Source organism: bacterium, from assembly GCA_026414725.1.
Classification (GTDB): Bacteria; Ratteibacteria; UBA8468; order B48-G9; family JAFGKM01; genus JAAYXZ01.
Genome location: JAOAIL010000011.1, coordinates 23,174 through 46,636, shown reverse-complemented (window position 1 = coordinate 46,636; position 23,463 = coordinate 23,174). Strand labels below are relative to the sequence as shown.

Below are 23,463 nucleotides of genomic sequence, written 5' to 3'. Positions count from 1 at the left end.
CCACCTAATTCCTCCCCCCTCATATGGGGAGGACTGTTCTTCCATCTCCCTTGAAGGGAGAAGGTGATTATTTTAAAAGTACTGCAATACCACTTAACATAAGCACAACAGCAAAAATCTTCCTCAATTTTTCTTTTTCTGTTCGTATGCTTATCTTTGCTCCGAGAGGTGCTGCTACCGTTGAGCCAATAGCGAGCATAATCCCTGTACGGAAGTCAACCAGTCCTCTTACCATATACCCTGTAGCACCTGATATAGCATTGAAAAGTATAGCAACCACTGCTGTTCCTATACAGGTATGTATGGGAACTTTAAGGAATATATAAAGAAGAGGGATAAGAAGTACTGCTCCTCCCACACCACAGAGACCTGATACAAAGCCAGAGAGAAGTCCTATGATTAACGCTTTTATCTTATTAAAGGCATCTTCTTTACATATTTCATCATTGTTCTCTTTCTGAAAAAACATCCTTATACCGAGACCTGTAATCACTAAAACGAATATATACTTCACTAAAACATCTGAAAGACGACTTGTAATAAAAGCACCTGCCTGTGCTCCTGCAATCCCTGCAGGTACAATAAAAAAGACCAGTTTTGTGTTGACCTTGTTATGCTTTATATAATTTACAAGTGCTGATATTGCGGAAAAGATAATAACAAACAAACTTGTTCCCACTGCCTGTTTTATTGGGAAGTCAAATATATAGACAATAGCAGGTACCATTAAAGAGCCACCACCCATACCGAAAAGCCCACAGATAAACCCAGCCAACAGCCCTGTAAGTATCCCCTGAAACCATAATATCATTATATCTGTTCCTTATTATTTCAATATCCGGCTTATTTTATCACTTTTTGATATTCCTCTTCAAAAAAGCAGGATATTATAGACAATTACTTTTAAAAACTGTAAAATGGTAAATACAATGGGCATAAAATTTAAAGTAAAATGTGAAAATTGTGGAAGACCTGCCACCATAAATACTCAGAAGGTCTGGATAAAGTGGAGATATAATCCTGCTACTGGAGAATATTCTAAAAATTATGAATTGTTATACGATATTGACAGTGCCTGTGGAGATGAAAATTTGCATTTCTGTGAGACATGCTTTACCAGATGGAGGGATGAAAGCAACACTACAGAAACTCAAAAATAATGAGTTTTGTATCACTGCCTTACTACTGGATGAGTTTATAAAGACAATTCCTTAATATGTTTCAAGACCTTTCGTAGTAAAGAATTTATTTTTTTACATCTTGCAGGAGAATAAAAAATGTGATATGGTTAAGAGGAAATGGAATGTTTAAGTTCTTTAAGTAAGTGGATAGGTAAAAGGATAAATCAGGAAAAAATCACAGTTATTCCTTATATCTCCACACCAGAAAGAGAAAAGATTAGCCCATCAGAAGGAAACTGGTCAAGCAAACCAGAAACAGAGACAGCCCACCTTTCTCTCGTTTATGAAGACGGACTCCTTGAAGATATTTATTTAAGAGATACAGGTAAAAATGAGATTGTTTTAGTGCGCTCTCTACATAATAAATCCAGTAAGATAGTTCTTTTGAAAGAGATTGGCTTTAGTATGGATGGGATAAAACTTGAAGGAGCGTCTGAAGATGATTATTTTTACCATCTTGAGAATCCACGGATTATGGGAAGATGGTTATACGGATGGACCAGCATCCACTACCGGTAATAAAGTGGGCTTCTCCTGAAGTTGCTAGTGAACGGATAGGTGCTTCACCATATCAACCGTTCCCAGCAGTTCTTCTTTCCAATCTACAGAGTAAAACAGGGCTTGTCCATGGTTCACTGTCGCAGAAGGTATTCTTCCATAACTACCTCTTAAAACATTCAGAAAAAGGACTGATACACTGGGATATTATTTCCTCTTTTAAGGCAGTTGAACATTTTGCAATACAGCCAGGGGACTATCTTGAAGATATGTGGTATTTAGGGATAACAGAGGATGCAGATGATATAGAAAAGGTATTTGTAAAATATATCAATGTATTGAGAAAATTTCTTCCACCTCTTTATGGTGCTAAGACAACAAACCGAAATACAGTCGTATGGGGCTCGTGGAATGATGGTATATATCGTGATATAGACCAGCAACGGATTTTTGCAGTGGCTGAATTTATAAAAGAAAACTTCCCAACAGTTGAATGGATACAACTGGATGACGGATATGCAAAGTATAACAAACTTCCACATGGACTTGGTGTACCTTATGAGGGTGAGAAAGGGATTGATAAGAAAAAGTTTCCTGATGGATTTAAGGCATTTACTGATGGGATAAAACATCGTGGATTAAGACCTGCTATTTGGATAGGTGTTTATGTTCCACACGATGCGGTTCTTTTCAAAGAACATCCTGAATGGTTTATTGACTACTCCTATCGTATAAAAGAGGTATCTCCGTTAGATATCAGTGTACCTGAGGTCAGAGAATACATTAAGCAGGCATTTGACTATTTTATTAAAGAAAGTGGATTTGAAGGAATAAAACTGGATTTCTGGAGTTATGCTTTTGAAGACAGCCACCCATTATTGCGGGAAAAGAAAAAGTCAGGGTATCAATGGCGCAGGTGGTTCCTCGGGGAGATAAGGAAACGATTGATACCGAATGGATATCTTCAGTCCGGATGTGATATAGCGATGGCTAATCCATTTCTTGCAGAGTTCTTCAATAACTACAGATACGGGATTGATATAGGTGATGGCAACTGGGAGAATTTTCTCACCAACTTCCAGTGGGCAACTGCCTGTATCTCATTACATATTGGAGACCTGTTTGTTCCGAACAGTGATTCTGTAGGTATCTTTCCGAAGTTAAGTGATAATGAGGTAAGAACCCTTATCACCTTCTGTTTAATCTCCCGTTCAATCGTAGAGGTTGCCGGCTGGTTACATTTATATCCTGACCATCCGAGGATGAAGTGGCTCAAAAAAGCACTCTGCTGTCCTAACAATGGAGATGATGTATTCTTTGCGGACTATAACTACAGGGATGAAGCACAGTTATATGGTCCTCCTGTATGGTACATCAACACACCTCACTTTTCTTTACTTAGAGAGAGTCCATCATTACCTTTCCGCACAGTGGCTATATTTAATCTCGGTGAAACAACATCTCAATACAATTTAACTTTAGAAAAACTTTCTTTAACCAGAGCACAGTATCTCGCTACAGAGATATGGTCAGGAGAGACATCCCTTCTTGCGGAACTGACAGATATCCAGATACCTCCCAGAGATTGTAAACTCTTCAGTATCAACCTTATTGATGGTGCACCCCAGATACTTGATGCCAGTATAAAGGTTAATTCTCTTAAAAGGATGGACTCAAAGTTGTATATTGAATTTGCCCATAAGGGAGAACTGGAACTTGTAATAAGCCAAAAGCCAGATAAGTTTAAATTCAATAATGAACAATGGGAACCCCAGATACAGAAAGGGAAGAATAACTGGATACTTTCCGGGAAACTGCCTTCACCAGGGGTGCTGGAACTGGCGTTCTAATTAACAATATGGATAATCTCTTCAAGTATTCCTAACATCTCTGCTATATCAAGAATAACAAGCCGTCCCCTTATGAACCTTGAAAGCGTGATGGCTTTTACTGCAAGTGCTTTATCTACCCCTATATCTTCTAATCTTACAGGACACCCTGCACTCTCTAAAAACATTTTCACTTCATACGGCTTGTACACCATCGGGAAAGTATCTTTCTTTATCTTATCCCAGCTTTCAGGAAGGATACGTCTGATTATCTTATCAATCTCCATCTTTTTCTTAAATTCTCCTTCAATAATATCAGCGCTTGATGGAAACATTTCTTTTATCTGTTGTAGTTTATGCTCATACTCAATATGAGTATCTTCTATCATCTTTTTTATCTCTGCAGAAGAAAGTTGCCCGAGATATTCATATATTACAGAGGATATATATACCCCTGTGCCTACCTGAAGCCCGTGATAGGCGAATGGCTCTCTACTGTTCTGATGACTGTACATATCAAGAAAGTGGGATATAAGGTGTTCTCCACCAGATGCAGGAGAAGAAGTTCCTGCTATTAACATTGATATACCGCCGAGGTTAAGCCCTTCCATAAGCCACATTAAGGTCTCTTTATCCCTCTTCAATAGAAGTTCCCCTTTTTCTATATATTTCTCTTCTGCCTTACCTACTATACTTAAAGGAAGTTCACAGAAAGGTTCTCCTGTAATGATAGAGGAGAGTTTCCAGTCAGCATTAGCAAATGCCTTTGCGGAACTATCAGCAAAGCCGGCTTTTATAAGTTCAACCGGACTTTCCAATAAGACCTGTTCATCTATAAATACACCTTTAGCAGGACTTACAGAAAATGTGAGTTTCACACCATTTTTTATCAATGCAGAGACACCTGAGGTATAGGCATTCATTGAAGGTGCAGAAGGGATGGATATGACCGGCTTCTTTAATATGTCCCCAGCATATTTACCGAGGTCAGTGATTGTCCCTGTGCCTACAGTTATAATAACTTCTGCGTTTTGGGAAGAAGAAACTATCCCTTCAATGTAATCCTGCCTTGCAGTGACCCGCTTTTCTCCTGAAGGATAGATAATGTGAGGAAATACATCAAAATTGACATCAAGAAGTTCTTTACACTTTTTCCCTATAACCTCCCATACAATATTATCTGTCAGAAGACATATACCCTTTATCTCTGGAAGAAGGGAAGAGACAAAAGAGGATAAGTCCTTTACATCTCCTTTTTTTATTGCTTTGACAGGTATACTGTGAGTCCTTCCACATAACTCACATACAAAACTTTTTCCGAGATACCTGTAGATATCTTCCATTCTTTTATTTTACACGAGCCATATACAAAGTCCAGTATTTGATATTATAGATAATCTCCTTTATAATACCTACCATTATGTGGAAGAAAACATTTATATCTACATTTACTGCGCAGATACTCTCAATGGTTGGATTTTCGTTTGTCCTTCCATTCCTACCATTCTTTATATCTGAACTCGGTACTTTCAGTAAAGGACAGCAGGCATTCTGGGCAGGTGTTGTTATGGGTTCAAGTGGTATGACCTTTGCATTATTTGCTCCATTCTGGGGAGTTCTTGCTGACAGGTATGGCAGAAAGGCAATGGTGTGCAGGTCAATGTTTGGTGGAACTGTTGTTTTACTTTTGATGTCTGTTGTACAGAATGTGGGTCAACTTGTTGCCTGTCGGCTTCTGCAGGGTATTTTAACAGGAACAATCTCTTCAAGTGTTGCGCTTGTCGCAAGTGTCACTCCAGAGGAAAGAAGTGGTTTTGCTCTCGGTATGATGCAAACCGCTGTATATATCGGGACTACATTAGGTCCTCTCTTTGGAGGAGTCCTTGCAGACCTTTACGGGTATCGTGCTACATTCAGGGCAGGGGCACTGATAATATTTTTAGGTGGACTTCTTGTATATATGGGAGCAAAAGAGGTCTTCATTCCACCTGATTATGAAAAGAGAAACCCTACCTATGGATTTTTAAGGATACTTACTACAAAGGGATTTCTTATGGCTGTAGCAATTCTCTTTGGGGTTCAGTTCAGTAATTCTATGGTAAGCCCTTCCTTCCCGCTGATTGTAAAAGAGATTCTTTCATCACAGGAGAAATTGAATAGTATAACAGGTACAATCCTTGCGGTTTCTGCATTAGCGGGTGCTTTCTCTGCTACCCTGTTCGGACACACAGGAGACCGTCTCGGACAGAAAAAGATATTAATATTTTGTGCACTCGTGGCATCTCTATCATCAGCAGGACACTTTTTTGCTTTCAGTATCCCCATATTGTTCTTTGTCAGGATACTTTTTGGTCTGGGTGTTGCAGGGATGATACCGGCTGCCAATGCTATTATCTATAACAGCATAGACAGGGAATATATAGGTAGGGCTTACGGGATGTCTGCCTCCATCAGTATGATTGGATTTGCTTTAGGAACTTTTTCAGGTGGGATGCTTGCCAAATTAACAGGGCTTCGTATACCCTTCCTTGTAGTTGCTTTCCTTCATATAATCCTTGCGGTTCTGATAAAGGCATTTGCAAAAACAAAGAACTGAAAGGCATTGATATACATAGCAATTTTACCCTGTTGAAAACTATTTTTTATTTTTTGATATTTATTATATAATACCTCTGGAGAAAAAATTTGACAGAAAAGTTTTAACAGGGTAAAATGTAATAAGTAAAAAGTTGTAATTATTACAAAGGGAGGTCCCTGATGTTTGATAAAATAAAAAAAAGAAATGGCGAGATAGTGAAGTTTGAGGCAGAAAAGATTACAAACGCCATATATAAAGCAGGTCAGGCAACAGGTGAGTTCGGGATAGATATAGCAAGAAAACTTACCTTGAGGGTTCTGGACCTTGCTATAGATATCATCGGAGACAAAATCCCCTCAGTTGAAGAGATACAGGATATAGTTGAAGAGGTTCTTATAACATCCCCCTATAAGAAGACAGCCAAAGCATATATTATTTACAGGGACCAGCATGCGAGATTAAGAGAGATAACCACAAAGGCAAACCTTGACCTTGTCAACCAGTATCTTACAAAGATTGATTGGCGGGTCAATGAGAATAGTAATATGAGTTTTTCTCTTCAGGGACTGAATAATTATGTTTCTTCTGAAGTGACAAAGACATACTGGCTGAACAGTATCTATCCACCTGAGGTGAGGGTTGCTTATATAAATGGAGATATACATATACATGACCTCGGCTGCCTCTCTGTATATTGTGTTGGCTGGGACTTACAGGACCTGCTTACTGTAGGGTTTAAGGGTGCTGTAGGGAAGGTTGAAAGCAAACCGGCAAAGCACTTCAGAACCGCACTCGGACAGATTGTAAATTTTTTCTATACACTTCAGGGTGAAGCAGCAGGTGCGCAGGCATTCTCAAATTTTGATACATTACTTGCTCCTTTTATTAGATATGATGGACTGGGTTATAAAGAGGTAAAGCAGGCACTACAGGAATTTTTATTTAATGTTAATGTACCTACAAGGGTAGGTTTTCAGACGCCTTTCACAAATCTTACGCTTGATCTTACAGTACCAGCCATTTATAAAAACCAGCCGGTGATTATAGGTGGAGAGATGAAGAGAGAGACATACGGTGAGTTTCAGAAAGAGATGGATATTCTCAACCGTGCATTTTTTGAAGTTATGCTTGAAGGAGATGCAAAAGGCAGGGTCTTTACTTTTCCTATACCCACATATAATATTACGCGGGACTTTGACTGGGATAATGAAAACACAGAACTTCTCTGGCAGGTAACAGCAAAATACGGGATACCTTATTTCAGTAATTTCATCAATTCCGATATGAGCCCTGATGATGTAAGAAGTATGTGTTGTCGTTTACGACTGGATACAGTGGAACTTAAACAGAGAGGGGGAGGTCTTTTTGGAGCAAATCCTTTAACTGGAAGTGTTGGAGTTGTGACTATTAATATGCCACGGCTTGGGTATCTTGCAAATTCAGAAGAGGACTTTTTGAAGCGACTGGAAGATTTGATGTTGATAGCAAAGGAATCACTTGAGATAAAAAGGAAGATAATAGAGAAATTAACGGATGAAGGACTTTATCCATATTCTGCGTTTTATCTGAGAAATGTGAAGGAGAGATTTGGAAAGTACTGGACAAACCATTTTTCAACCATTGGTCTTATCGGGATGAATGAAGCGTGTGTTAATCTTTTAGGAAAGGACATAGGGAGCCCTGAAGGTAAAGAGTTTGCGGTAAGGGTTATGAAGTTTATGAGGGAAGAACTTCTTAAATTCCAGGAAGAGACAGGGAATTATTACAACCTTGAAGCAACTCCAGCAGAAGGGACAAGTTATCGTCTTGCGAGAGCCGATAAAGCAAAGTATCCGGATATTATCTGTGCCAATGAAGAAGAATACAGAAAAGGAGCAGAACCATTCTATACAAACTCTACACATCTTCCTGTAAATTATACAGATGATATTTTTGAAACACTTGAACTTCAGGATGAACTGCAATGCCTCTATACAGGAGGGACTGTTATACACCTGTTTACAGGAGAAAAGGTTGACAGTCCTGAAGGGGTTAAAAAACTTGTAAAGGTCATATGCGAAAATTTTAAACTTCCTTATTTTACTATCACACCTACATTTTCTGTATGTCCTGAGGATGGATATATCAAGGGAGAGGTTCATCACTGTGAAAAATGTGGCAGGGAAACAGAGATCTATTCAAGGATAGTGGGTTATCTCAGGCCTATCAGTCAGTGGAACAAGGGAAAATTAGCAGAGTTTAAGGTAAGAAAGACATATATGATGAAATAAATGAAGATAGGAGCACTTCATAAAACATCCCTTATTGAATTTCCGGGATGTATCAGTTGTATAATATTTATTCAGGGATGTAATTTCAGATGTCCTTACTGCCACAATCCAGAATTAGTCCTTCCTGAGAAGTTTGTTCCTCCTCTTTCCACTTCAGAAGTGATGGATTTTCTTATAAAAAGGAGAAAGTATCTTGAAGGGGTTGTTATCACAGGGGGAGAACCATGTTCTGATAATGACCTCATCCCTTTTATCAAAATACTGAAAGAGATGGGATATGCAATAAAGATAGATACCAACGGGAGTTTCCCAGACGTATTAGAGAAGATATTTAAAGAAAACATTGTGGATTATATAGCAATGGATGTGAAAGGACCACCTGAAAAGTACAGTAAGATTGCAGGTGTAGAAGTGGATATGGGAAAAATAAAGGATAGCATTTTTTTGATTATGAAGGGAAAGGTACCCTATGAGTTCAGAACAACAGTGGTAAAGGAGATGCTTGATATAGATGATTTTGAAGGCATAGGAAAACTTATACAAGGGGCAGAACTTTTCTATCTGCAGCATTTCAGACCTTCAAAGGCAGTTGACCCTGTTGCTCTTTCTTATCACACATATTCAGATACAGAGTTTGAAGAGATAAGGAGAATTATGCTAAAGTATGTAAAAAGATGTGAAGTGAGATAAGGAGGTACATGTAGGGATGAGGATAATAAAAACAGACCATTTGTTTGAAAATTTAGAGGATACTCCTATGACTTATGGAGCGGTGATATTAAATAAAGAAAAAATTAAAGAGATTTTATCAAATATATATGCCCTAAATGACTTGAATTCCATAAAAAGACAAGTGGTTTACTTAAAAAATGTTATAACAAATTATAAAAAAGATGAAGAAGGCATATTAAATATTGATACAAATGGAGATACAATCTCTTTAAGAAGAGATGTTGTTGCTTCTGAATTAGACCAGATTTTGGATACACGAACACTTGAAAGAGCAAGATATTACATTAAAAGGTTGGAAGAAGGAATTCAAAAGGTTAAGACAAGCAAGATTAATGACATAAATCTTTTAAGGTGGAAAGAATATGAGGAGATTATTACAGATAGTTTATGGATACTGGATAGAAGAGATACAACTGGGGCACATTTAGGCTGGTACTGGGGTAATTTTATTCCTCAGATTCCACACCAAATGATATTAAGGTATACAAAGAAAGGAGAATGGGTACTGGATGCATTTGCTGGTAGTGGAACAACTTTAATTGAATGCAGAAGATTGGGGAGAAATGGCATAGGAATAGAATTAAATCCAGATGTAGTAGAAAAAGCAAACGAATTGATTGATAAGGAACAGAATAAAGATAAGGTTATATCAGATATAATGACAGGGGATAGTAGAAACATTGATATGAAAGCAGTGTTAATGAAGTATAAAATAGAGCAGGTACAACTTCTTATTATGCACCCACCTTACCATGACATTATTAAATTTTCTAAAGATGCAAGAGACCTTTCAAATGCGAAAAACACAAAGGATTTTTTAGAAATGTTTGGAGAAGTAGTAGATAATATAACTCCTTATTTAGAAAAAGATAGGTATTTTGTTTTAGTTATAGGAGATAAATATTCAAAGGGAGAATGGATACCATTGGGATTTTACTGTATGAATGAGGTTTTGAAAAGAGGATATCTGTTGAAAAGTATCATTGTTAAAAATTTTGAAGAGACAAGAGGAAAGAGGAATCAAAAGGAACTCTGGAGATACAGGGCACTAGTTGGTGGTTTCTATGTTTTTAAGCATGAGTATATAATGCTGTTTAAAAAGAGGAGAGGACAGGATAGAGGAGATAAAAATTTGTGATATTGTAAAAGATGTTTGTGGAGATATTGGCGAAGTGATTGATATTGAGTATATCGATGAAAGAAAGGTATGGCGGTATATTTTAGCCAAATGGGATGAGTATGGAAGACATACTTTGCCAGCGTATCCTGACTATGCTTACAAGGTACCTTAGTATATAACAAAACAGATACACAAAATATTTATTACATAGCGTAATTATTAGGAGATAGATATATGCCATTGATTAGTCCAAAAGAGGTTTTAAATCTGAAATTAAGGTGTATTCCCTTATCTTATTTGAAAAAATTTACTTTAAATTTAAATATCTCTAATGATAGTTCAGCAACAAAAATTATTAAGTATTTATTAGAGAATGAGATAACCGAAAAAGAAATAGATGAATTTATTAAGCAAAGATATGCCGAAAAAATTCAGAAAAGGAGGGCAATTATTAGAGATGAAGATTTAAAAAAAGAATTAATGAAGGTCCAAGATTTTTCTTGGGGAGTAGTCCAAGGACAATTGGACCAAAAAATACAGACAGAATATGTAAGAAAAATTGTAAAGTATGATGATTTATTAAGAAATGTTGAAGAGAATCTTAATAGGGAAGTTATGAACTATGTACTTTGTACATGGTTTAACCACTGGACAACTGTTTTAATAGAGGAACATATAAGTACACATCCGAGAGTGGTGCCTACTATAAAAAATATAAAAGGAATTGATGTTTTTTTTGATGGACAGCCTTTTGATTTGAAAGTAACTTATTTACCTCGAAGGTATAATCCTGTTGATGCGGTGAACAACCCGAGAGATTTAGCAATTTGGATGTATGAAAATCAAGGGGCTCAAAGATTTGGAGCAGATAACAGATTATTTGTAATATTACTGGATGAACATAATCCAGAGAGGAGTTGGGAGTTAAAAAGAGATTTCGGTCTCATATTTACAAGTATTGATAATTTTTTCGATAGGGAGACAGTTTCAGAGGAAGATGAAATTGTTTTTACTTTTAAAAAGAAAACTTATACTGCAGTGACAAAGGTATTACTGATAACGAGATAGAGATTCCGGAAAAGATAAAAGGGAGAACAAAAATGATAGAAGGAAAAGTTGTGAAGGTGAGGTTTAAGAAGTACTATGCGGAACAGAAGTTGTGGGTGTTTATAGGAAAGGTGCTGAAGTTTACTGAAAACTGGATAATGCTTGATGGAAAAGGGATTCTTGTTGTAAAAGGTTCTGTTCATCCTGCGGATATTGATGCTGAAAGAAGGGTGCTTCTTATTCCGAGGGAAAACATCGCACATATAAGAATACTACCGGATGATTTTGATATAGAAAACATAAGGATAGAGACACGTGGTACAAGAACCTTTGCTGCGGTTAAGGGTGGTCCTGATACGAGCATAAGTGAAATATAATGAAGATATGTCATATTATTACCCGCCTGATTGTTGGTGGTGCTCAGGAAAACACTATATTTACAGTAAAAGGGCTTGTGGAAAAGGGACACAGTGTTGCACTTGTAATCGGTCCTGATACAGGACCCGAAGGGTCTCTTATCCCCGAGATAGAAAGAGATAGAAGAATAAAACTCGTTATAGTAAAAGAACTGATAAGGGAGATTAACCCTGTTTTGGATATAATCTGCCTTATAAAACTATTTATCTTTTTTAAAAAAAACAGGTATGATATTGTCCACACACACAGTGCAAAGGCAGGGATTTTAGGACGGATTGCAGCAAAAATTGCACACAGAAGTACAGTTGTTATACATACAATACATGGTCCTTCCTTTTATGACTATCAGCCATTTTTACAGAACTTTCTGTATATAACAGCGGAAAAGATTGCCTCTTTTTTTACAGATAAATTTATATGTGTAGGAGAGATTATGAAAGAGAGGTATCTCAGTGCTGGAATAGGAAATCAGTCCCGATATGTAGTTATCTACAGCGGGTTTGATATAAAGCCATACCTTGAGGCAGAAAAAAGTAGAGAGGAAAGCAGGAGAAAATTAGGAATAAAAGAAAATGAAAAGGTAATAGGTATGGTAGGCAGGTTGTTTTATCTTAAAGGGCAGGAGTATCTTATAAAAGCATTTGCTGATATTGTAAAGGAATATCCCGATGTAAAACTTCTTCTTGTTGGAGATGGTATATTGCGGAAACAACTTGAGGACTATGCAAGAGAAAAAGGTATTCTGTCAAAGGTCATCTTTACAGGGCTGGTGCCACCTGAAGAAATCCCAGAATATATTGCAGTAATGGATATACTTGCCCATACCAGTTTGAGAGAAGGGCTTCCTAAGGCAGTAGCACAGGGATTTGCAGGTGGAAGACCTGTTGTTGCTTTTGATGTGGATGGAGCAAAAGAGCTGGTAATAAATGATAAAACAGGATATCTTATACCACCGAAAGATATAGTAATGTTGCGAGAGAAATTACTCTTTCTATTGAAAAATTCAGAGATTTCTTATAAAATGGGGAATGCTGGAAGGAAGATAGTCCAGGAACTTTTTCCTGTTGAAAAGATGGTGGACAGGATAGAAAAGTTATATATGGAGTTATTATAAATTAATCGCTACTTTAATTTACCTATATTACAATGGCAGGAAAAGAAGATTATATTGAGATTGAAAAAAAAATAGGTGGTCTTGAGTATATATCGGACTTCATACAACAGAGAAGTTTAGATATAAAGTTGGGATTTAAAAGAACATGGGAACTGATGCTTGTAGTGGATGAGGTCTGTTCCAATATCCTTTCCCGCTCTGACTCTGAAGGATTTCTGAGAGTTGTATGGAAAGCCGATGATAACTGTGTAAAGATTGAGATTATTGATAGAGGAGAACCATACAATCCTCTGTCTCCTTCTCCTGATGAGGATGAGATGAGTTCTCTCGGTGCAATGGGAACCTATATGATAGAGAAGATGGTTGATAAGGTGGAATACCAGAGGATAAAAGACCTTAATAAGGTCTGTATTTTAAAGTACAGAAGAAGGACTAATAACCATAAGGTTACAAAATAGCATTATAGGAAACGGAATAGATGAAAGAAGAATTTCCCATCATTCAGTTAGCCCTTGATTTCACAGAACTAAAAAGGGCATTAAAGGTTGCGAGAGAAGCGGTCTCTGCAGGTATAAGGTGTCTGGAAGCAGGTACCCCTTTGATAAAAGCAGAAGGGCTGTCAGCCGTAAGGATATTAAAGAAGGAATTTCCAGAGTGTAGAATAGTAGCAGATATGAAGGTTATGGATACAGGACGATTGGAAGCAGAGATGGCTTTTAAATCAGGAGCAGATACTGTAGTTGTGATGGGAAATGCCGCTGATAGCACTATACAGGAAGCAGTAGAAGCATCTTTAAATTATGGTGGTAAGGTGATGGTGGACCTGCTTGGAGATTCTGCAACAGTGAAGAGGGCAAAAGACGTAGAAAAATTAGGTATTCATTATATAGGTATTCATATTCCAATAGACAAACAGATGAAAGGGGAGATATCTTTTCAATTTCTGAAGGAAATAACATCTGATCTTAAAATTCCTGTGGCTCTTGTAGGAGGGATAAACTCTGAGAATGCTGTTGAAGCAATAAAAGCAGGTGCAGATATTCTTATTGTGGGAGGTGCCATAACAAAAGCAGAGGATGTGAAGAAAGCAGTGAATGTAATAAAGGAAGCAATAGAAAAGAAAAAAAGTATAAGGACAGAACTTTATAAAAGAACTATTTCTGTTAAAGAAGCGAAAAAGATATTTATGAAGGTCTCAACAGCAAATATCTCCGATGCCCTGCATAGAGGGGGCTGGATTAAGGATGTATTCCCTGTGTATCAGCATATGCCCAAAATGGTGGGGAAAACCGTTACTGTAAGGACATATCCAGGGGACTGGGCAAAGCCAGTTGAAGCAATAGATATAGCAGAAGAAGGAGATATCATTGTCATAGATGCTGGTGGTGTTGGACCTGCCTGTTGGGGAGAACTTGCAACAAACAGTTGTATTATGAAAAAGGTGGCAGGTGTTGTCATATACGGAGGGGTAAGGGATGTAGAAGAGATAAAAAAGATGAAACTGCCTGTATTTGCAAAGGTTATCTGTCCTGAAGCAGGAGAACCGAGAGGATTTGGAGAGATAAATGTACCTATAAGGATATCCGGTTATACAGTGAAACCAGGGGACTGGATAGTCGGGGATAGTGATGGGGTGGTTGTTATACCATCAGAAAAGGTTGTGGAAATAGCAAACAGGGCAATGGATGTACTTGAAAGAGAAAACAGAATAAGGAAAGAGATAAAGGATGGAGGAACTTTAAGCAGTGTAATGGAACTTCTAAAGTGGGAGAAACCTAAATGAACAGGATTGTGAAAAAAGATGTCCTTGGAGAAAAGATAAAGAAGATAGAGGTAGAGGTACCTTTGATAGCAGAAAAAGCATTGCCGGGACAGTTTATTATTCTACGTGTGGATGAAAAAGGAGAGAGGATTCCGCTTACCATAGCAGGGAAAGATACTAAAAAAGGGACGATTACTCTTATATTTCAGGAAGCAGGTACAACAACAACAAAACTCGGATTGCTCAATGAGGGTGATTCTATACTTAATCTTGTAGGACCGCTCGGTAATCCAGTGGATATAGAGGAATATGGAAATGTGTGTATTGTAGTTGGTGGAGTGGGTGCTGCTTTTGTTTACTGGATGGCAAAGGCATTCAAAGAAAGAGGGAATTATATCATCACCATAATGGGAGCAAGGAGTGAAAAACTTCTTATACTTGAAGAGCAGATGAGGGAAATAAGTGATGAACTACTTATTGCCACAGATGATGGAAGCAAAGGAACAAAGGGATTTACAACAGATGTTTTAGAAAGTGTTATCAATTCAGGGAAGAAGATTGACTATGTATTAACGGCAGGTCCTATTGTTATGATGAAGAAGGTAAGCGAGATAACTAAAAGATATAATATAAAAACCGTGGCAAGTTTAAACCCCATAATGATTGATGGTACAGGTATGTGTGGTGGTTGCAGGGTAACTGTTGATGGTAAGGTAAAGTTTGCCTGTGTTGATGGACCTGATTTTGATGCGCATCTTGTTGACTTTGATGAACTACTTAAAAGGACATACCTTTATAAGCCGTACGAAGAAGAGTCCCTGAAACAGTTCCTGCATAAGTGTAAGATAGGGTTTGATACATAGAAATTGCCTCTCCCTTGAATGGAGAGGATAAAGATGAGGGTGAGAGTAATGGAAACAATAGTTGTGTCTCCACACAGAGAAGCAGAAATCATTTCTAAAGTAGAAAATATTCTTAAAAAAGGTGGTGTTGCTATAGTTCCCACAGATACTGTTTATGGTCTGATATGCGATGGGCTCAATAATAAGGCAAAGGAAAGGATATATGAGATAAAGGGAAGACCTGAAGATAAACCCCTTATTGGCTTTGTGGATAAGATAGAGAAAATTAAAAATTTTGCAGAAGTTCCTCCTGAAAAAGAAAAAATACTTAAAGACAACTGGCCTGGAGCAAAGACATACATACTTAAAGCGACACAGGAGATATATCTTATAACAGCAAAGACAGGAAAGATTGCCTTCAGAATCCCTGCATATGACTTCATTATCAAACTTTCTAAGAACTTTTATATAATTGCATCCACAAGTGCAAACTTTTCAGGAGATAAAGCCCCTGCATCTATAGAAGAGATGCCTTATAGGTTAAAGGAAATGGTAGATGTTATAATAGACGGAGGTAAGGTAAAAGGTATCCCATCTGAGATCTGGGATATAAGTGGTGAAGAACCGGTTAGAATACGTTAGAGGGGAGATATATGAGAATAGGGATAGGAAGTGACCATGCAGGGTTTGAACTGAAGGAGTTTTTGAAGGGAGAACTGAAAAAGGAAGGATATGAGGTGTTTGACTACGGGACTAAAATCAAAAAATCCGTGGACTATCCTGACTTTGCTGAAAAACTTGCAAAAGGAATCCAGAATAAAGATATTGAGATGGGAATACTGGTATGTGGAACAGGTATAGGTATGAGTATTATCGCAAATAAGTTTAAAGGAATCCGTGCTGCGAGATGTTGTACCATACAGGATGCAGTTCTTGCAAGACAGCATAACAATGCTAATGTCCTTACACTCGGTGGAAGATTACTGGGTAATGAACTTGCCATTGAGATTACAAAAGCATTCCTTGAAACACCATTCCTGAAAGGAAGACATTTACGAAGGGTCAACAAAATAAAAAAGATAGAGGTATGAACCTTTTAATAGAAAGACATCCCTTTGTTTTACCTGAAAAACTCTTCCTTGCGCTGAAAGATAGAAGATATTTTATATGGCTTGATACAGTTCTTAAAAACAGAGATAACAGATATTCAGTGATTGCTTTTGAACCATTTCTTATATTCAGAAGTAAAAAAGACAGAATAACTATTGAAACAGAAAACAATAAGAAAGCATATTCAGGAAGTCCTTTTGACTATCTTGAAGAATTGTTGAAAAAGTATTCTTTTCAATGTAGCACATTCTTTTCTCCAGGGGCTTTTGGTTATTTTTCCTATGACCTCGGATGGCAGATAGAAAAACTTCCGGATATAGCAAAGGACGACCTTGGTATACCTGACATCTGCCTCGGTTTTTACGATACAGTACTTGTTATAGACCATAAAGAACCTTCTCTCTACATAATATCTGCAAATCTACAGAGAGAAAAAGAAAAACTATTCAGGGACTTATTTGTTGCAAAAAATAATCTTATAAAAAAAATATCTAAAAATTCTTATAAGATTGAAAACAGTCCTGTAGAGATAAAAAATGTTTTTTCAAATATGAGTTATGATGGGTATGTAAAAGCAATAGAAAGAATAAAGGACTATATAGCCAGCGGTGATGTTTATCAGATAAACTTTGCTCAACGGATAGAGGCAGAGGGTATTTTTCCACCGGAGACAATATATAGAAGGATAAGGAAGGTTAATCCAACCTCTTTTTCTGGATACTTTAATGGTGGGGACTTTTATCTCCTTTCAAACTCACCTGAACTTTTCCTGAAAAAAGAAGGGATGAATGTTTTTACAAAGCCAATGAAAGGTACAAGACCACGAGGGAAAACAAAAGAAGAAGATGATAGATACAGAAAAGAACTTTTAAACTCAATAAAGGATAAGGCAGAACTTTTAATGATTGTGGATATGGAAAGAAATGATTTAGGAAAGGTTTGTAGATATGGCTCTGTTAGTGTAAAAACATTAAGACAGATAGAGAGATACAGAACAGTGTTCCAGGCAACCTCCTTAATAGAAGGAGTGATGGAAAAAAATAAAAGTGTTGTTGATTTATTGAAAGCAACCTTTCCCGGTGGTTCAATCACAGGTGCTCCTAAGGTAAGGGCAATGGAGATTATTGAAGCACTTGAACCACATAAAAGGGCATTCTATACCGGCAGTATGGGATATATTGGATTTAACGGAAATGCAGAACTCAATATCCTTATAAGAACAATACTTCTGAAGGAAGACAAACTTTATTATCCTGTGGGTGGTGGTATTGTATGGGATAGCAGTCCTTCTTCAGAATACGAGGAGACACTTACAAAGGCAAAGGCACTTTTTCTTACACTGGGAGGCGATTATGAGGACATTTTACATACTTGATAAAAAGAAGGTTAAGGAAGAAAGTATAACAATTCCTTATCTCAAAAGGGGCTTTCTATACGGAGACGGTATATTTGAAACACTCCGTGCAAAAGGAAGCAAGATTTTTATGTGGCACCAGCACATAAGACGACTGAAGAAAGGTGCTATGGTATGTGGACTGGAGATTCCTGATGATATAGATAGTATGAAAGAGGAGATTGAAAAACTTCTTAAAAAACACAGGATAAAAGATGCATATATCAGGATAAATCTTTGGAGGAAAAATCCTGAGAGTTTTGACCCAGCAGGAGAAAAGGAAGCACACATTCTTGTTATGGTGAGAAGATACCATCCATATCCGGAGAAATTTTACAGGGAGGGTATAAGGTGTATTATAAGCAAAAATTATTTTAGAAATGAAAAGTCCTCTCTGGTATATATAAAATCCCTCAACTACCTTGAAAACATACTTGCGAGGATGGAGGCAAGAAGAGAGAAGTGTGATGATGCTATACTTCTGAATACCTCTGAATATCTTGCCTGTGCTGCTGTATCAAATCTATTTTTTGTAAAAAAAGAGAGGATATATACACCTTCCTTAGAGTGCGGAATACTGAAAGGGACAGTAAGAGATATGGTTTTCAATATATGTAAAAGATATGGAATAAAAACAGAGGAAGGTAAGTTCTATCCAGAGGAATTAAAAGATGCAGATGAGGTGTTTCTTACAAATACCCTTATGTGTCTTATGCCTGTTAAAGAAATAAAAGGGATATTTGAAAGCAAGGGATTCAAAATCTCATCTTTTTTAAGAGAAGAGTTAGAAAAATTATAGATGTAGTTCTCTTAATTCTTTCTCATCAAGTCCCAGGTAGTGTCCAATTTCATGGTAAAGTACCTTTTCAATCCTTCTTTCCAGTTCTTCCTTAGTTTTACATCCCCTTTCTATACTTTCTTTAAAGAGTATGATTTTATCAGGCATAACAAGTGAGTATCCAGGATTTTTTCTTTTAGGAAAAGGGATGCCGTTATATAACCCCAATAGTTCTGGTGAAGTTCTTTCTTCAACAAAGAATTCTAAATTTTCAAGCCGTTGTTTAATTATGTCCGGCAATGTCTCAAGTTTCTCTGCTACTATTTTTTCAAATTCTTCCTTTGGTATCTTCATAAAAATTATGTCAGGAACAATTCAATCACAGGGACATCTACTTTTGGTTTTACCGGTGGCAATGTAAGAACAATGCCTTCCTTTTCTCCTACCTGTTTTTTATGCCATTCATCCATTCCTATCTTAATTTCACTCGCATCATTTAGAAGCTGGGCATATTTTACCTGGTGCCATACCTTTCCTTCAAGAAGTAGAAATTTATAAGGCCAGGAGAACAGGTGGACATAAATACATTTCTTATCAGAATTATAGGTTAATCTACAATACTCAGGTGCCTTAAATTCTTCCGGTGCTTGGGTACAACCGTAAATACTGCCTGAGTGATAGTGCATCCATTCCCCAACTTTTTCAAGATGCTGTTTTGCCCTGTAATCAAATTCACCTCTCGCAGTAGGTCCTACATTCAGGATAAGATTTCCCCCTTTACTTACACATTCAATTAATGTTTTTATTGTTACTTCTGGTTCCCGCCATGTTGCCTCATCTCTATGGTATCCCCAGGAACCAGAAAAGGTCTGACAGGACTCCCATATAACCTTCTTTCCATCAACTTCAGGCCATTGAAATGGTGTTATTTGCTCAGGGGTTTTGAAATCCCATTCATCCTTAAGGTCAAGACGGTCATTTATAAGGATATGTGGCTGTAATTTCCTGATCGTTTTCACAAGTTCTTCACTCCCCCAGTCATCTTTTCCCTTACCATCCTCTCCAGGATAACTGAAATCAGTAAAAAGTAGGTCAATTTTTCCAAAATCAGTAAGAATCTCTTTTATTTGGTTATGCAGATATTCCCTGTACTTAGACATATCTCTTACTTTATTCAATTTTTCTTTAGCAGGATGGTTTCTTAAAGGATGTAATTTATCAATTGTAAAGTGAGGATGGTGCCAGTCAATGAGGGAGTAATAAAAACCAATCCTTAACCCTTCCTTCCTGAATGCATCAACAAATTCGCGGAGCAGGTCTCTTTTTGCAGGTGTGTTTGTTGCCTTATAGTCAGTGTATTTTGAATCCCAGAGGCAGAAACCCTCATGGTGTTTTGTTGTGATAACTGCATATTTCATTCCTGTCTGTTTTGCTATTCTTGCCCACTCTTCAGGATTATATAGGTCAGGGTTAAACCTTTTGAAGTATTTTTCATCATAAACATCATCAGTAATTTCTTCATGGTATCTCACCCATTCATGCCTTGCAGGTAATGCATAGAGCCCCCAGTGTATAAAAAGTCCAAACCTTGCGTTTACAAACCATCCATAATCACCCTTCCCTTTTCTTAGTCCTTCCATTTTCTTCTCCTTTTTTAATAAATAAATAGTATACCATAAAAAAATTTGAATAAAATGATTTTCTGTTCTATAATGTCTCTGTTTTCCTTCCGAGGGATAATTTGAAAAAGACAGGGAGAGAACAATGATAGTTATAGGAGAACTTGTAAATGCTACGAGAAAACCAATAAGAGAAGCGATTGAAAAGAAAGATAAAGAGTATATAAAAAAAATTATTATAAAACAGATTGAAGCAGGGGCAAATTATATTGACCTTAATGCAGGTACAGGCAGAGGACAGGATATAGAAATCTCTGATATGGAGTGGCTTATTGATATAGTAAATGAAATAGGAGTAATTCCTGTAAGCATAGATAGTTCAGACCCTGCTGTTATAAAAAGATGTCTCGGTCGCATAAAAAGTACAGATAGAATGATAAACTCTATAAATGGAGAAAGTAAAAGAATAGAGAATCTTCTTCCTGTAATAAAAGAAAACAATACGAGTAAGGTAGTGGCTTTAACAATGGATGATGCTGGTATTCCTGTTAATGTAGAGAAAAGAATAGAGATAACAGAGAAACTGGTAATGATTTTAGAAGAAGCAGGAATAAAGAGAGAAAATATCTTTGTAGACCCTCTTGTTCAGCCCATCAGTGTTGATGTGAAAAACGGTATGATGTTTTTGGAGAGTGTTGTAAGAATAAAAGAAAAATTTCCTGGAATAAAAACAACCTGTGGACTTTCAAATGTTTCTTTTGGATTGCCGAAGAGAAAATTATTGAACAAATATTTTCTTGCAATTTCAATTGCATATGGTCTTGATTCAGCAATCATTGACCCTGTTGATGAAGGGATGAGAGAAGGTATAAATGTATCAGAGACATTGACAGGGAAAGATGAATATTGTATGAATTATATAAAGATGTGCCGTCAGTCCGATACTATAAAATAGAAGTGAAGTTTTTAAAGTTTAGCATTTTGAGTTTTTTACTACGGGGCGTGGCCTAGTCCGGTTTAGGGCACCAGAATGGGGTTCTGGGAGTCCCCGGTTCAAATCCGGGCGCCCCGACTTTTAAGGAAAGAGAAAAAAAATAAAATTGACTTGACAAATTTTTTAGATATGTTAAAGTTAAAACCAATTTAGAAAAAAAGAAAGGAGGGATGAGAGATGGCAGATAAGAAGAACAATCCGGCGGCGGTGGTGATTCTGATAATCATCATTCTGGTAGCGCTCTTCTTCATTATCAAGCAGGCAATGCCGAAGAGGACTGCTCCAGTTACTCCTCCTCCGGGTATGGAAGGGGGAATGCCTCCTGCACCTCCAGCACCCCCTGCAGAAACACCTGCACCAGCAGAATAAGGATTATGTTTTTTGGGGATTATGGAGGAATGCAGTAAATCTCTTGACATAAGGTAGAAAAGCAGGGTATAATACTCTGCTAAAAAAAAGTAGTTCTTTGAAAAGTTGGAGGTATTCGGACCTCAAAAAATTCTGATGAGGGTTTGATCCTGGCTCAGGGTGAACGCTGGCAGCGTGCCTAACACATGCAAGTCGTGCGACGAACTTGAGGAGTTTTATTTTCGGATAGAACTTCTCAGGGGAAAGCGGCGAACGGGTGAGTAACACTTGAGTAACCTACCCCTTAGACTGGGATAATTTACCGAAAGGTGAACTAATACCAGATATCCTTTTTCGGTGTGCTCACTGAAAAAGGAAAGGGCTGTGAATAACAGTCCGCTAAGGGATGGGCTTGAGTCCTATCAGCTAGTTGGTAGGGTAATGGCCTACCAAGGCGAAGACGGGTAGCTGGTCTGAGAGGACGGCCAGCCACACGGGGATTGAGATACGGCCCCGACTCCTACGGGAGGCAGCAGTGGGGAATCTTGGACAATGCTCGAAAGGGTGATCCAGCGACGCTGCGTGGGTGATGAAGGCCTTCGGGTCTTAAAACCCTGTCAAGCGGGAAGAATTCCGGTTTTCCGGATGACGGTACCGCTGGAGGAAGCCCCGGCTAACTCCGTGCCAGCAGCCGCGGTAATACGGAGGGGGCAAGCGTTACCCGGATTTACTGGGTGTAAAGGGTCCGCAGGCGGTTAAACAAGTCAGTTTTTAAATCCTCTGGCTCAACCAGAGAATAGGAACTGATACTGTTTAACTATGAGTCCAGAGGGGGGAAACGGAACTGCCGGTGTAGCGGTGAAATGCGTAGATATCGGCAGGAACACCAGTGGCGAAGGCGGCCTTCTATTCCTGAACTGACGCTCAGGGACGAAAGCGTGGGGAGCGATCGGGATTAGATACCCCGGTAGTCCACGCTGTAAACGATGGATGCTGGGTGTCGGTCCGGTAAAACGGATCGGTGCCGAAGTTAACACGTTAAGCATCCCACCTGGGGACTACGGCCGCAAGGTTGAAACCCAAAGGAATTGACGGGGGCCCGCACAACCGGTGGAACATGTGGTTTAATTCGATGGTACGCGAAGAACCTTACCTGGGCTTGACATGCCGGTAGTACTGACCCGAAAGGGAAGGGATCCTGACTCTGTCAGGAAGCCGGCACAGGTGGTGCATGGCTGTCGTCAGCTCGTGCCGTGAGGTGTTGGGTTAAGTCCCGGAACGAGCGCAACCCTTGCCTGCAGTTACTCGCCTCAAAGGCAGCACTCTGCAGGGACTGCCGTGGTTAACACGGAGGAAGGTGGGGATGACGTCAAGTCAGCACGCCCCTTATGTCCAGGGCTACACACGTGTTACAATGGTCGGTACAAAGGGAAGCAAAACCGCAAGGTGGAGCAAATCCCAAAAAACCGGCCCCAGTTCGGATTGTAGGCTGCAACCTGCCTGCATGAAGCTGGAATCGGTAGTAATCGCGGATCAGCAACGCCGCGGTGAATACGTTCTCGGGCCTTGTACACACCGCCCGTCACGCCAACTGAGTCGGGGGTACCTGAAAATGCTCGTAAGAGCAGATAGGGTACGCTCGGTAAGGAGGGCGAAGTCGTAACAAGGCAGCCGTACCGGAAGGTGCGGCTGGATCACCTCCTTTCTATGGAGTAATAAACCGAGGTCCGTATACCTCCACTTCTTATTGAATGGAAAAGAAAGCAAGGGTATAAAAGCCCTTGCTTTTTTTTTGTATGCAGTGGTAAAATAAACCACTTGTAGTAATCGT

At 38.3% G+C, this 23,463-nt stretch carries 23 protein-coding genes, 1 tRNA gene and 1 rRNA gene; 21 read left to right on the top strand and 4 right to left on the bottom strand.

Translation table 11 applies throughout. The annotated features are described in order from the left end of the window. Window positions 1-67: 67 nt before the first annotated feature. Entirely contained in the window at window positions 68-811 is a 744-nt protein-coding gene (locus N3D17_05220; GenBank protein ID MCX8082776.1) for a sulfite exporter TauE/SafE family protein, read from the bottom strand. Between the two features lie 118 nt (window positions 812-929). On the opposite strand from N3D17_05220, the gene N3D17_05215 reads away from it, so the two are divergent. The 3 genes from N3D17_05215 to N3D17_05205 all read left to right on the top strand — a co-directional run bounded on the left by N3D17_05215 (window position 930) and on the right by N3D17_05205 (window position 3,529). Beyond that, window positions 930-1,160 carry a hypothetical protein gene (locus tag N3D17_05215; protein ID MCX8082775.1) on the top strand — a complete coding sequence of 77 codons (231 nt, stop codon included), beginning with the start codon at window positions 930-932 and terminating at the stop codon, window positions 1,158-1,160. A gap of 138 nt (window positions 1,161-1,298) precedes the next feature. Then, a complete protein-coding gene (locus tag N3D17_05210; protein ID MCX8082774.1) occupies window positions 1,299-1,700 on the top strand; it encodes a hypothetical protein in 402 nt (133 codons plus the stop codon). Further along, the gene (locus N3D17_05205; GenBank protein MCX8082773.1) at window positions 1,664-3,529 is read left to right on the top strand and encodes an alpha-galactosidase; all 1,866 of its coding nucleotides are present in this window, start codon (window positions 1,664-1,666) and stop codon (window positions 3,527-3,529) included. The genes N3D17_05210 and N3D17_05205 overlap by 37 nt, the downstream gene beginning before the upstream one ends. Here the strand turns inward: N3D17_05205 and N3D17_05200 are convergent. Then, window positions 3,526-4,851, bottom strand: a complete 1,326-nt coding sequence (locus N3D17_05200; protein MCX8082772.1) for an iron-containing alcohol dehydrogenase — start codon at window positions 4,849-4,851, stop codon at window positions 3,526-3,528. The two genes, N3D17_05205 and N3D17_05200, sit on opposite strands and share 4 nt — an antisense overlap. A gap of 77 nt (window positions 4,852-4,928) precedes the next feature. Between N3D17_05200 and N3D17_05195 the strand changes: the two genes are divergently transcribed. The 14 genes from N3D17_05195 to N3D17_05130 all read left to right on the top strand — a co-directional run bounded on the left by N3D17_05195 (window position 4,929) and on the right by N3D17_05130 (window position 18,692). Further along, complete coding sequence (locus N3D17_05195; protein ID MCX8082771.1) at window positions 4,929-6,104, top strand: MFS transporter; 1,176 nt, start codon at window positions 4,929-4,931, stop codon at window positions 6,102-6,104. A 161-nt stretch (window positions 6,105-6,265) separates the two neighbouring features. Then, window positions 6,266-8,356: a ribonucleoside triphosphate reductase gene (locus tag N3D17_05190; protein ID MCX8082770.1), complete on the top strand. Its 2,091-nt coding sequence runs from the start codon at window positions 6,266-6,268 to the stop codon at window positions 8,354-8,356. Then, window positions 8,357-9,046 carry an anaerobic ribonucleoside-triphosphate reductase activating protein gene (locus N3D17_05185; protein ID MCX8082769.1) on the top strand — a complete coding sequence of 230 codons (690 nt, stop codon included), beginning with the start codon at window positions 8,357-8,359 and terminating at the stop codon, window positions 9,044-9,046. A 67-nt stretch (window positions 9,047-9,113) separates the two neighbouring features. Then, window positions 9,114-10,226, top strand: coding sequence for a site-specific DNA-methyltransferase (locus tag N3D17_05180; protein ID MCX8082768.1), 1,113 nt, complete (start codon window positions 9,114-9,116; stop codon window positions 10,224-10,226). Between the two features lie 216 nt (window positions 10,227-10,442). Continuing rightward, window positions 10,443-11,276 (top strand): hypothetical protein, encoded by an 834-nt coding sequence (locus N3D17_05175; protein ID MCX8082767.1) that lies wholly within the window; start codon window positions 10,443-10,445, stop codon window positions 11,274-11,276. Window positions 11,277-11,308: 32 nt separating this feature from the next. Continuing rightward, window positions 11,309-11,632 (top strand): hypothetical protein, encoded by a 324-nt coding sequence (locus N3D17_05170; GenBank protein MCX8082766.1) that lies wholly within the window; start codon window positions 11,309-11,311, stop codon window positions 11,630-11,632. Further along, window positions 11,632-12,786 carry a glycosyltransferase family 4 protein gene (locus N3D17_05165; protein MCX8082765.1) on the top strand — a complete coding sequence of 385 codons (1,155 nt, stop codon included), beginning with the start codon at window positions 11,632-11,634 and terminating at the stop codon, window positions 12,784-12,786. Before N3D17_05170 ends, N3D17_05165 begins: the two co-directional genes overlap by 1 nt. 32 nt (window positions 12,787-12,818) lie before the next feature. Beyond that, window positions 12,819-13,244, top strand: coding sequence for an ATP-binding protein (locus N3D17_05160; protein MCX8082764.1), 426 nt, complete (start codon window positions 12,819-12,821; stop codon window positions 13,242-13,244). 20 nt (window positions 13,245-13,264) lie between these two features. Then, window positions 13,265-14,569 (top strand): orotidine 5'-phosphate decarboxylase, encoded by a 1,305-nt coding sequence (locus N3D17_05155; GenBank protein ID MCX8082763.1) that lies wholly within the window; start codon window positions 13,265-13,267, stop codon window positions 14,567-14,569. Next, entirely contained in the window at window positions 14,566-15,411 is an 846-nt protein-coding gene (locus N3D17_05150) for a sulfide/dihydroorotate dehydrogenase-like FAD/NAD-binding protein (GenBank protein ID MCX8082762.1), read from the top strand. Before N3D17_05155 ends, N3D17_05150 begins: the two co-directional genes overlap by 4 nt. Before the next feature lie 33 nt (window positions 15,412-15,444). Further along, window positions 15,445-16,032: an L-threonylcarbamoyladenylate synthase gene (locus N3D17_05145; GenBank protein ID MCX8082761.1), complete on the top strand. Its 588-nt coding sequence runs from the start codon at window positions 15,445-15,447 to the stop codon at window positions 16,030-16,032. An 11-nt stretch (window positions 16,033-16,043) separates the two neighbouring features. Next, window positions 16,044-16,481, top strand: coding sequence for a ribose 5-phosphate isomerase B (gene rpiB, locus N3D17_05140; protein ID MCX8082760.1), 438 nt, complete (start codon window positions 16,044-16,046; stop codon window positions 16,479-16,481). Beyond that, window positions 16,478-17,875, top strand: coding sequence for an aminodeoxychorismate synthase component I (pabB, locus tag N3D17_05135; GenBank protein MCX8082759.1), 1,398 nt, complete (start codon window positions 16,478-16,480; stop codon window positions 17,873-17,875). Before rpiB ends, pabB begins: the two co-directional genes overlap by 4 nt. Then, the gene (locus N3D17_05130; protein MCX8082758.1) at window positions 17,853-18,692 is read left to right on the top strand and encodes an aminotransferase class IV; all 840 of its coding nucleotides are present in this window, start codon (window positions 17,853-17,855) and stop codon (window positions 18,690-18,692) included. Before pabB ends, N3D17_05130 begins: the two co-directional genes overlap by 23 nt. On the opposite strand, the gene N3D17_05125 is transcribed toward N3D17_05130, so the two are convergent. Together N3D17_05125 and N3D17_05120 are read right to left on the bottom strand one after the other, a co-directional pair. Continuing rightward, the gene (locus N3D17_05125; GenBank protein MCX8082757.1) at window positions 18,687-19,025 is read right to left on the bottom strand and encodes a metallopeptidase family protein; all 339 of its coding nucleotides are present in this window, start codon (window positions 19,023-19,025) and stop codon (window positions 18,687-18,689) included. The genes N3D17_05130 and N3D17_05125 overlap by 6 nt on opposite strands. A gap of 5 nt (window positions 19,026-19,030) precedes the next feature. After that, on the bottom strand, window positions 19,031-20,311 hold the full coding sequence (locus N3D17_05120; protein ID MCX8082756.1) for an alpha-L-fucosidase: 1,281 nt from the start codon (window positions 20,309-20,311) through the stop codon (window positions 19,031-19,033). A 124-nt stretch (window positions 20,312-20,435) separates the two neighbouring features. Here N3D17_05120 and N3D17_05115 point away from each other — a divergent pair, with 124 nt between their 5' ends. The 4 genes from N3D17_05115 to N3D17_05100 all read left to right on the top strand — a co-directional run bounded on the left by N3D17_05115 (window position 20,436) and on the right by N3D17_05100 (window position 23,337). After that, window positions 20,436-21,245 carry a dihydropteroate synthase gene (locus tag N3D17_05115; protein MCX8082755.1) on the top strand — a complete coding sequence of 270 codons (810 nt, stop codon included), beginning with the start codon at window positions 20,436-20,438 and terminating at the stop codon, window positions 21,243-21,245. A gap of 41 nt (window positions 21,246-21,286) precedes the next feature. Further along, window positions 21,287-21,362: transfer RNA gene (locus N3D17_05110), tRNA-Pro, on the top strand. Between the two features lie 99 nt (window positions 21,363-21,461). Continuing rightward, complete coding sequence (locus tag N3D17_05105) at window positions 21,462-21,653, top strand: hypothetical protein (GenBank protein ID MCX8082754.1); 192 nt, start codon at window positions 21,462-21,464, stop codon at window positions 21,651-21,653. Window positions 21,654-21,784: 131 nt separating this feature from the next. After that, a 16S ribosomal RNA gene (locus N3D17_05100) occupies window positions 21,785-23,337 on the top strand. Window positions 23,338-23,463 lie beyond the last annotated feature (126 nt).

What these genes read in the sequence shown, in the direction of transcription:
- N3D17_05190 (MCX8082770.1), top strand. Translation starts at nt 6,266, where the DNA reads ATGTTTGATAAAATAAAAAAAAGAAATGGCGAGATAGTGAAGTTTGAG.
- N3D17_05185 (MCX8082769.1), top strand. Translation starts at nt 8,357, where the DNA reads ATGAAGATAGGAGCACTTCATAAAACATCCCTTATTGAATTTCCGGGA.
- N3D17_05175 (MCX8082767.1), top strand. Translation starts at nt 10,443, where the DNA reads ATGCCATTGATTAGTCCAAAAGAGGTTTTAAATCTGAAATTAAGGTGT.
- pabB (MCX8082759.1), top strand. Translation starts at nt 16,478, where the DNA reads ATGAACCTTTTAATAGAAAGACATCCCTTTGTTTTACCTGAAAAACTC.
- N3D17_05115 (MCX8082755.1), top strand. Translation starts at nt 20,436, where the DNA reads ATGATAGTTATAGGAGAACTTGTAAATGCTACGAGAAAACCAATAAGA.
- N3D17_05195 (MCX8082771.1), top strand. Translation starts at nt 4,929, where the DNA reads ATGTGGAAGAAAACATTTATATCTACATTTACTGCGCAGATACTCTCA.
- N3D17_05210 (MCX8082774.1), top strand. Translation starts at nt 1,299, where the DNA reads ATGGAATGTTTAAGTTCTTTAAGTAAGTGGATAGGTAAAAGGATAAAT.
- N3D17_05200 (MCX8082772.1), bottom strand. Translation starts at nt 4,851, where the DNA reads ATGGAAGATATCTACAGGTATCTCGGAAAAAGTTTTGTATGTGAGTTA.
- rpiB (MCX8082760.1), top strand. Translation starts at nt 16,044, where the DNA reads ATGAGAATAGGGATAGGAAGTGACCATGCAGGGTTTGAACTGAAGGAG.
- N3D17_05160 (MCX8082764.1), top strand. Translation starts at nt 12,819, where the DNA reads ATGGCAGGAAAAGAAGATTATATTGAGATTGAAAAAAAAATAGGTGGT.
- N3D17_05120 (MCX8082756.1), bottom strand. Translation starts at nt 20,311, where the DNA reads ATGGAAGGACTAAGAAAAGGGAAGGGTGATTATGGATGGTTTGTAAAC.
- N3D17_05125 (MCX8082757.1), bottom strand. Translation starts at nt 19,025, where the DNA reads ATGAAGATACCAAAGGAAGAATTTGAAAAAATAGTAGCAGAGAAACTT.
- N3D17_05155 (MCX8082763.1), top strand. Translation starts at nt 13,265, where the DNA reads ATGAAAGAAGAATTTCCCATCATTCAGTTAGCCCTTGATTTCACAGAA.
- N3D17_05170 (MCX8082766.1), top strand. Translation starts at nt 11,309, where the DNA reads ATGATAGAAGGAAAAGTTGTGAAGGTGAGGTTTAAGAAGTACTATGCG.
- N3D17_05130 (MCX8082758.1), top strand. Translation starts at nt 17,853, where the DNA reads ATGAGGACATTTTACATACTTGATAAAAAGAAGGTTAAGGAAGAAAGT.
- N3D17_05215 (MCX8082775.1), top strand. Translation starts at nt 930, where the DNA reads ATGGGCATAAAATTTAAAGTAAAATGTGAAAATTGTGGAAGACCTGCC.
- N3D17_05105 (MCX8082754.1), top strand. Translation starts at nt 21,462, where the DNA reads ATGGCAGATAAGAAGAACAATCCGGCGGCGGTGGTGATTCTGATAATC.
- N3D17_05220 (MCX8082776.1), bottom strand. Translation starts at nt 811, where the DNA reads ATGATATTATGGTTTCAGGGGATACTTACAGGGCTGTTGGCTGGGTTT.
- N3D17_05180 (MCX8082768.1), top strand. Translation starts at nt 9,114, where the DNA reads ATGACTTATGGAGCGGTGATATTAAATAAAGAAAAAATTAAAGAGATT.
- N3D17_05165 (MCX8082765.1), top strand. Translation starts at nt 11,632, where the DNA reads ATGAAGATATGTCATATTATTACCCGCCTGATTGTTGGTGGTGCTCAG.
- N3D17_05150 (MCX8082762.1), top strand. Translation starts at nt 14,566, where the DNA reads ATGAACAGGATTGTGAAAAAAGATGTCCTTGGAGAAAAGATAAAGAAG.
- N3D17_05205 (MCX8082773.1), top strand. Translation starts at nt 1,664, where the DNA reads ATGGTTATACGGATGGACCAGCATCCACTACCGGTAATAAAGTGGGCT.
- N3D17_05145 (MCX8082761.1), top strand. Translation starts at nt 15,445, where the DNA reads ATGAGGGTGAGAGTAATGGAAACAATAGTTGTGTCTCCACACAGAGAA.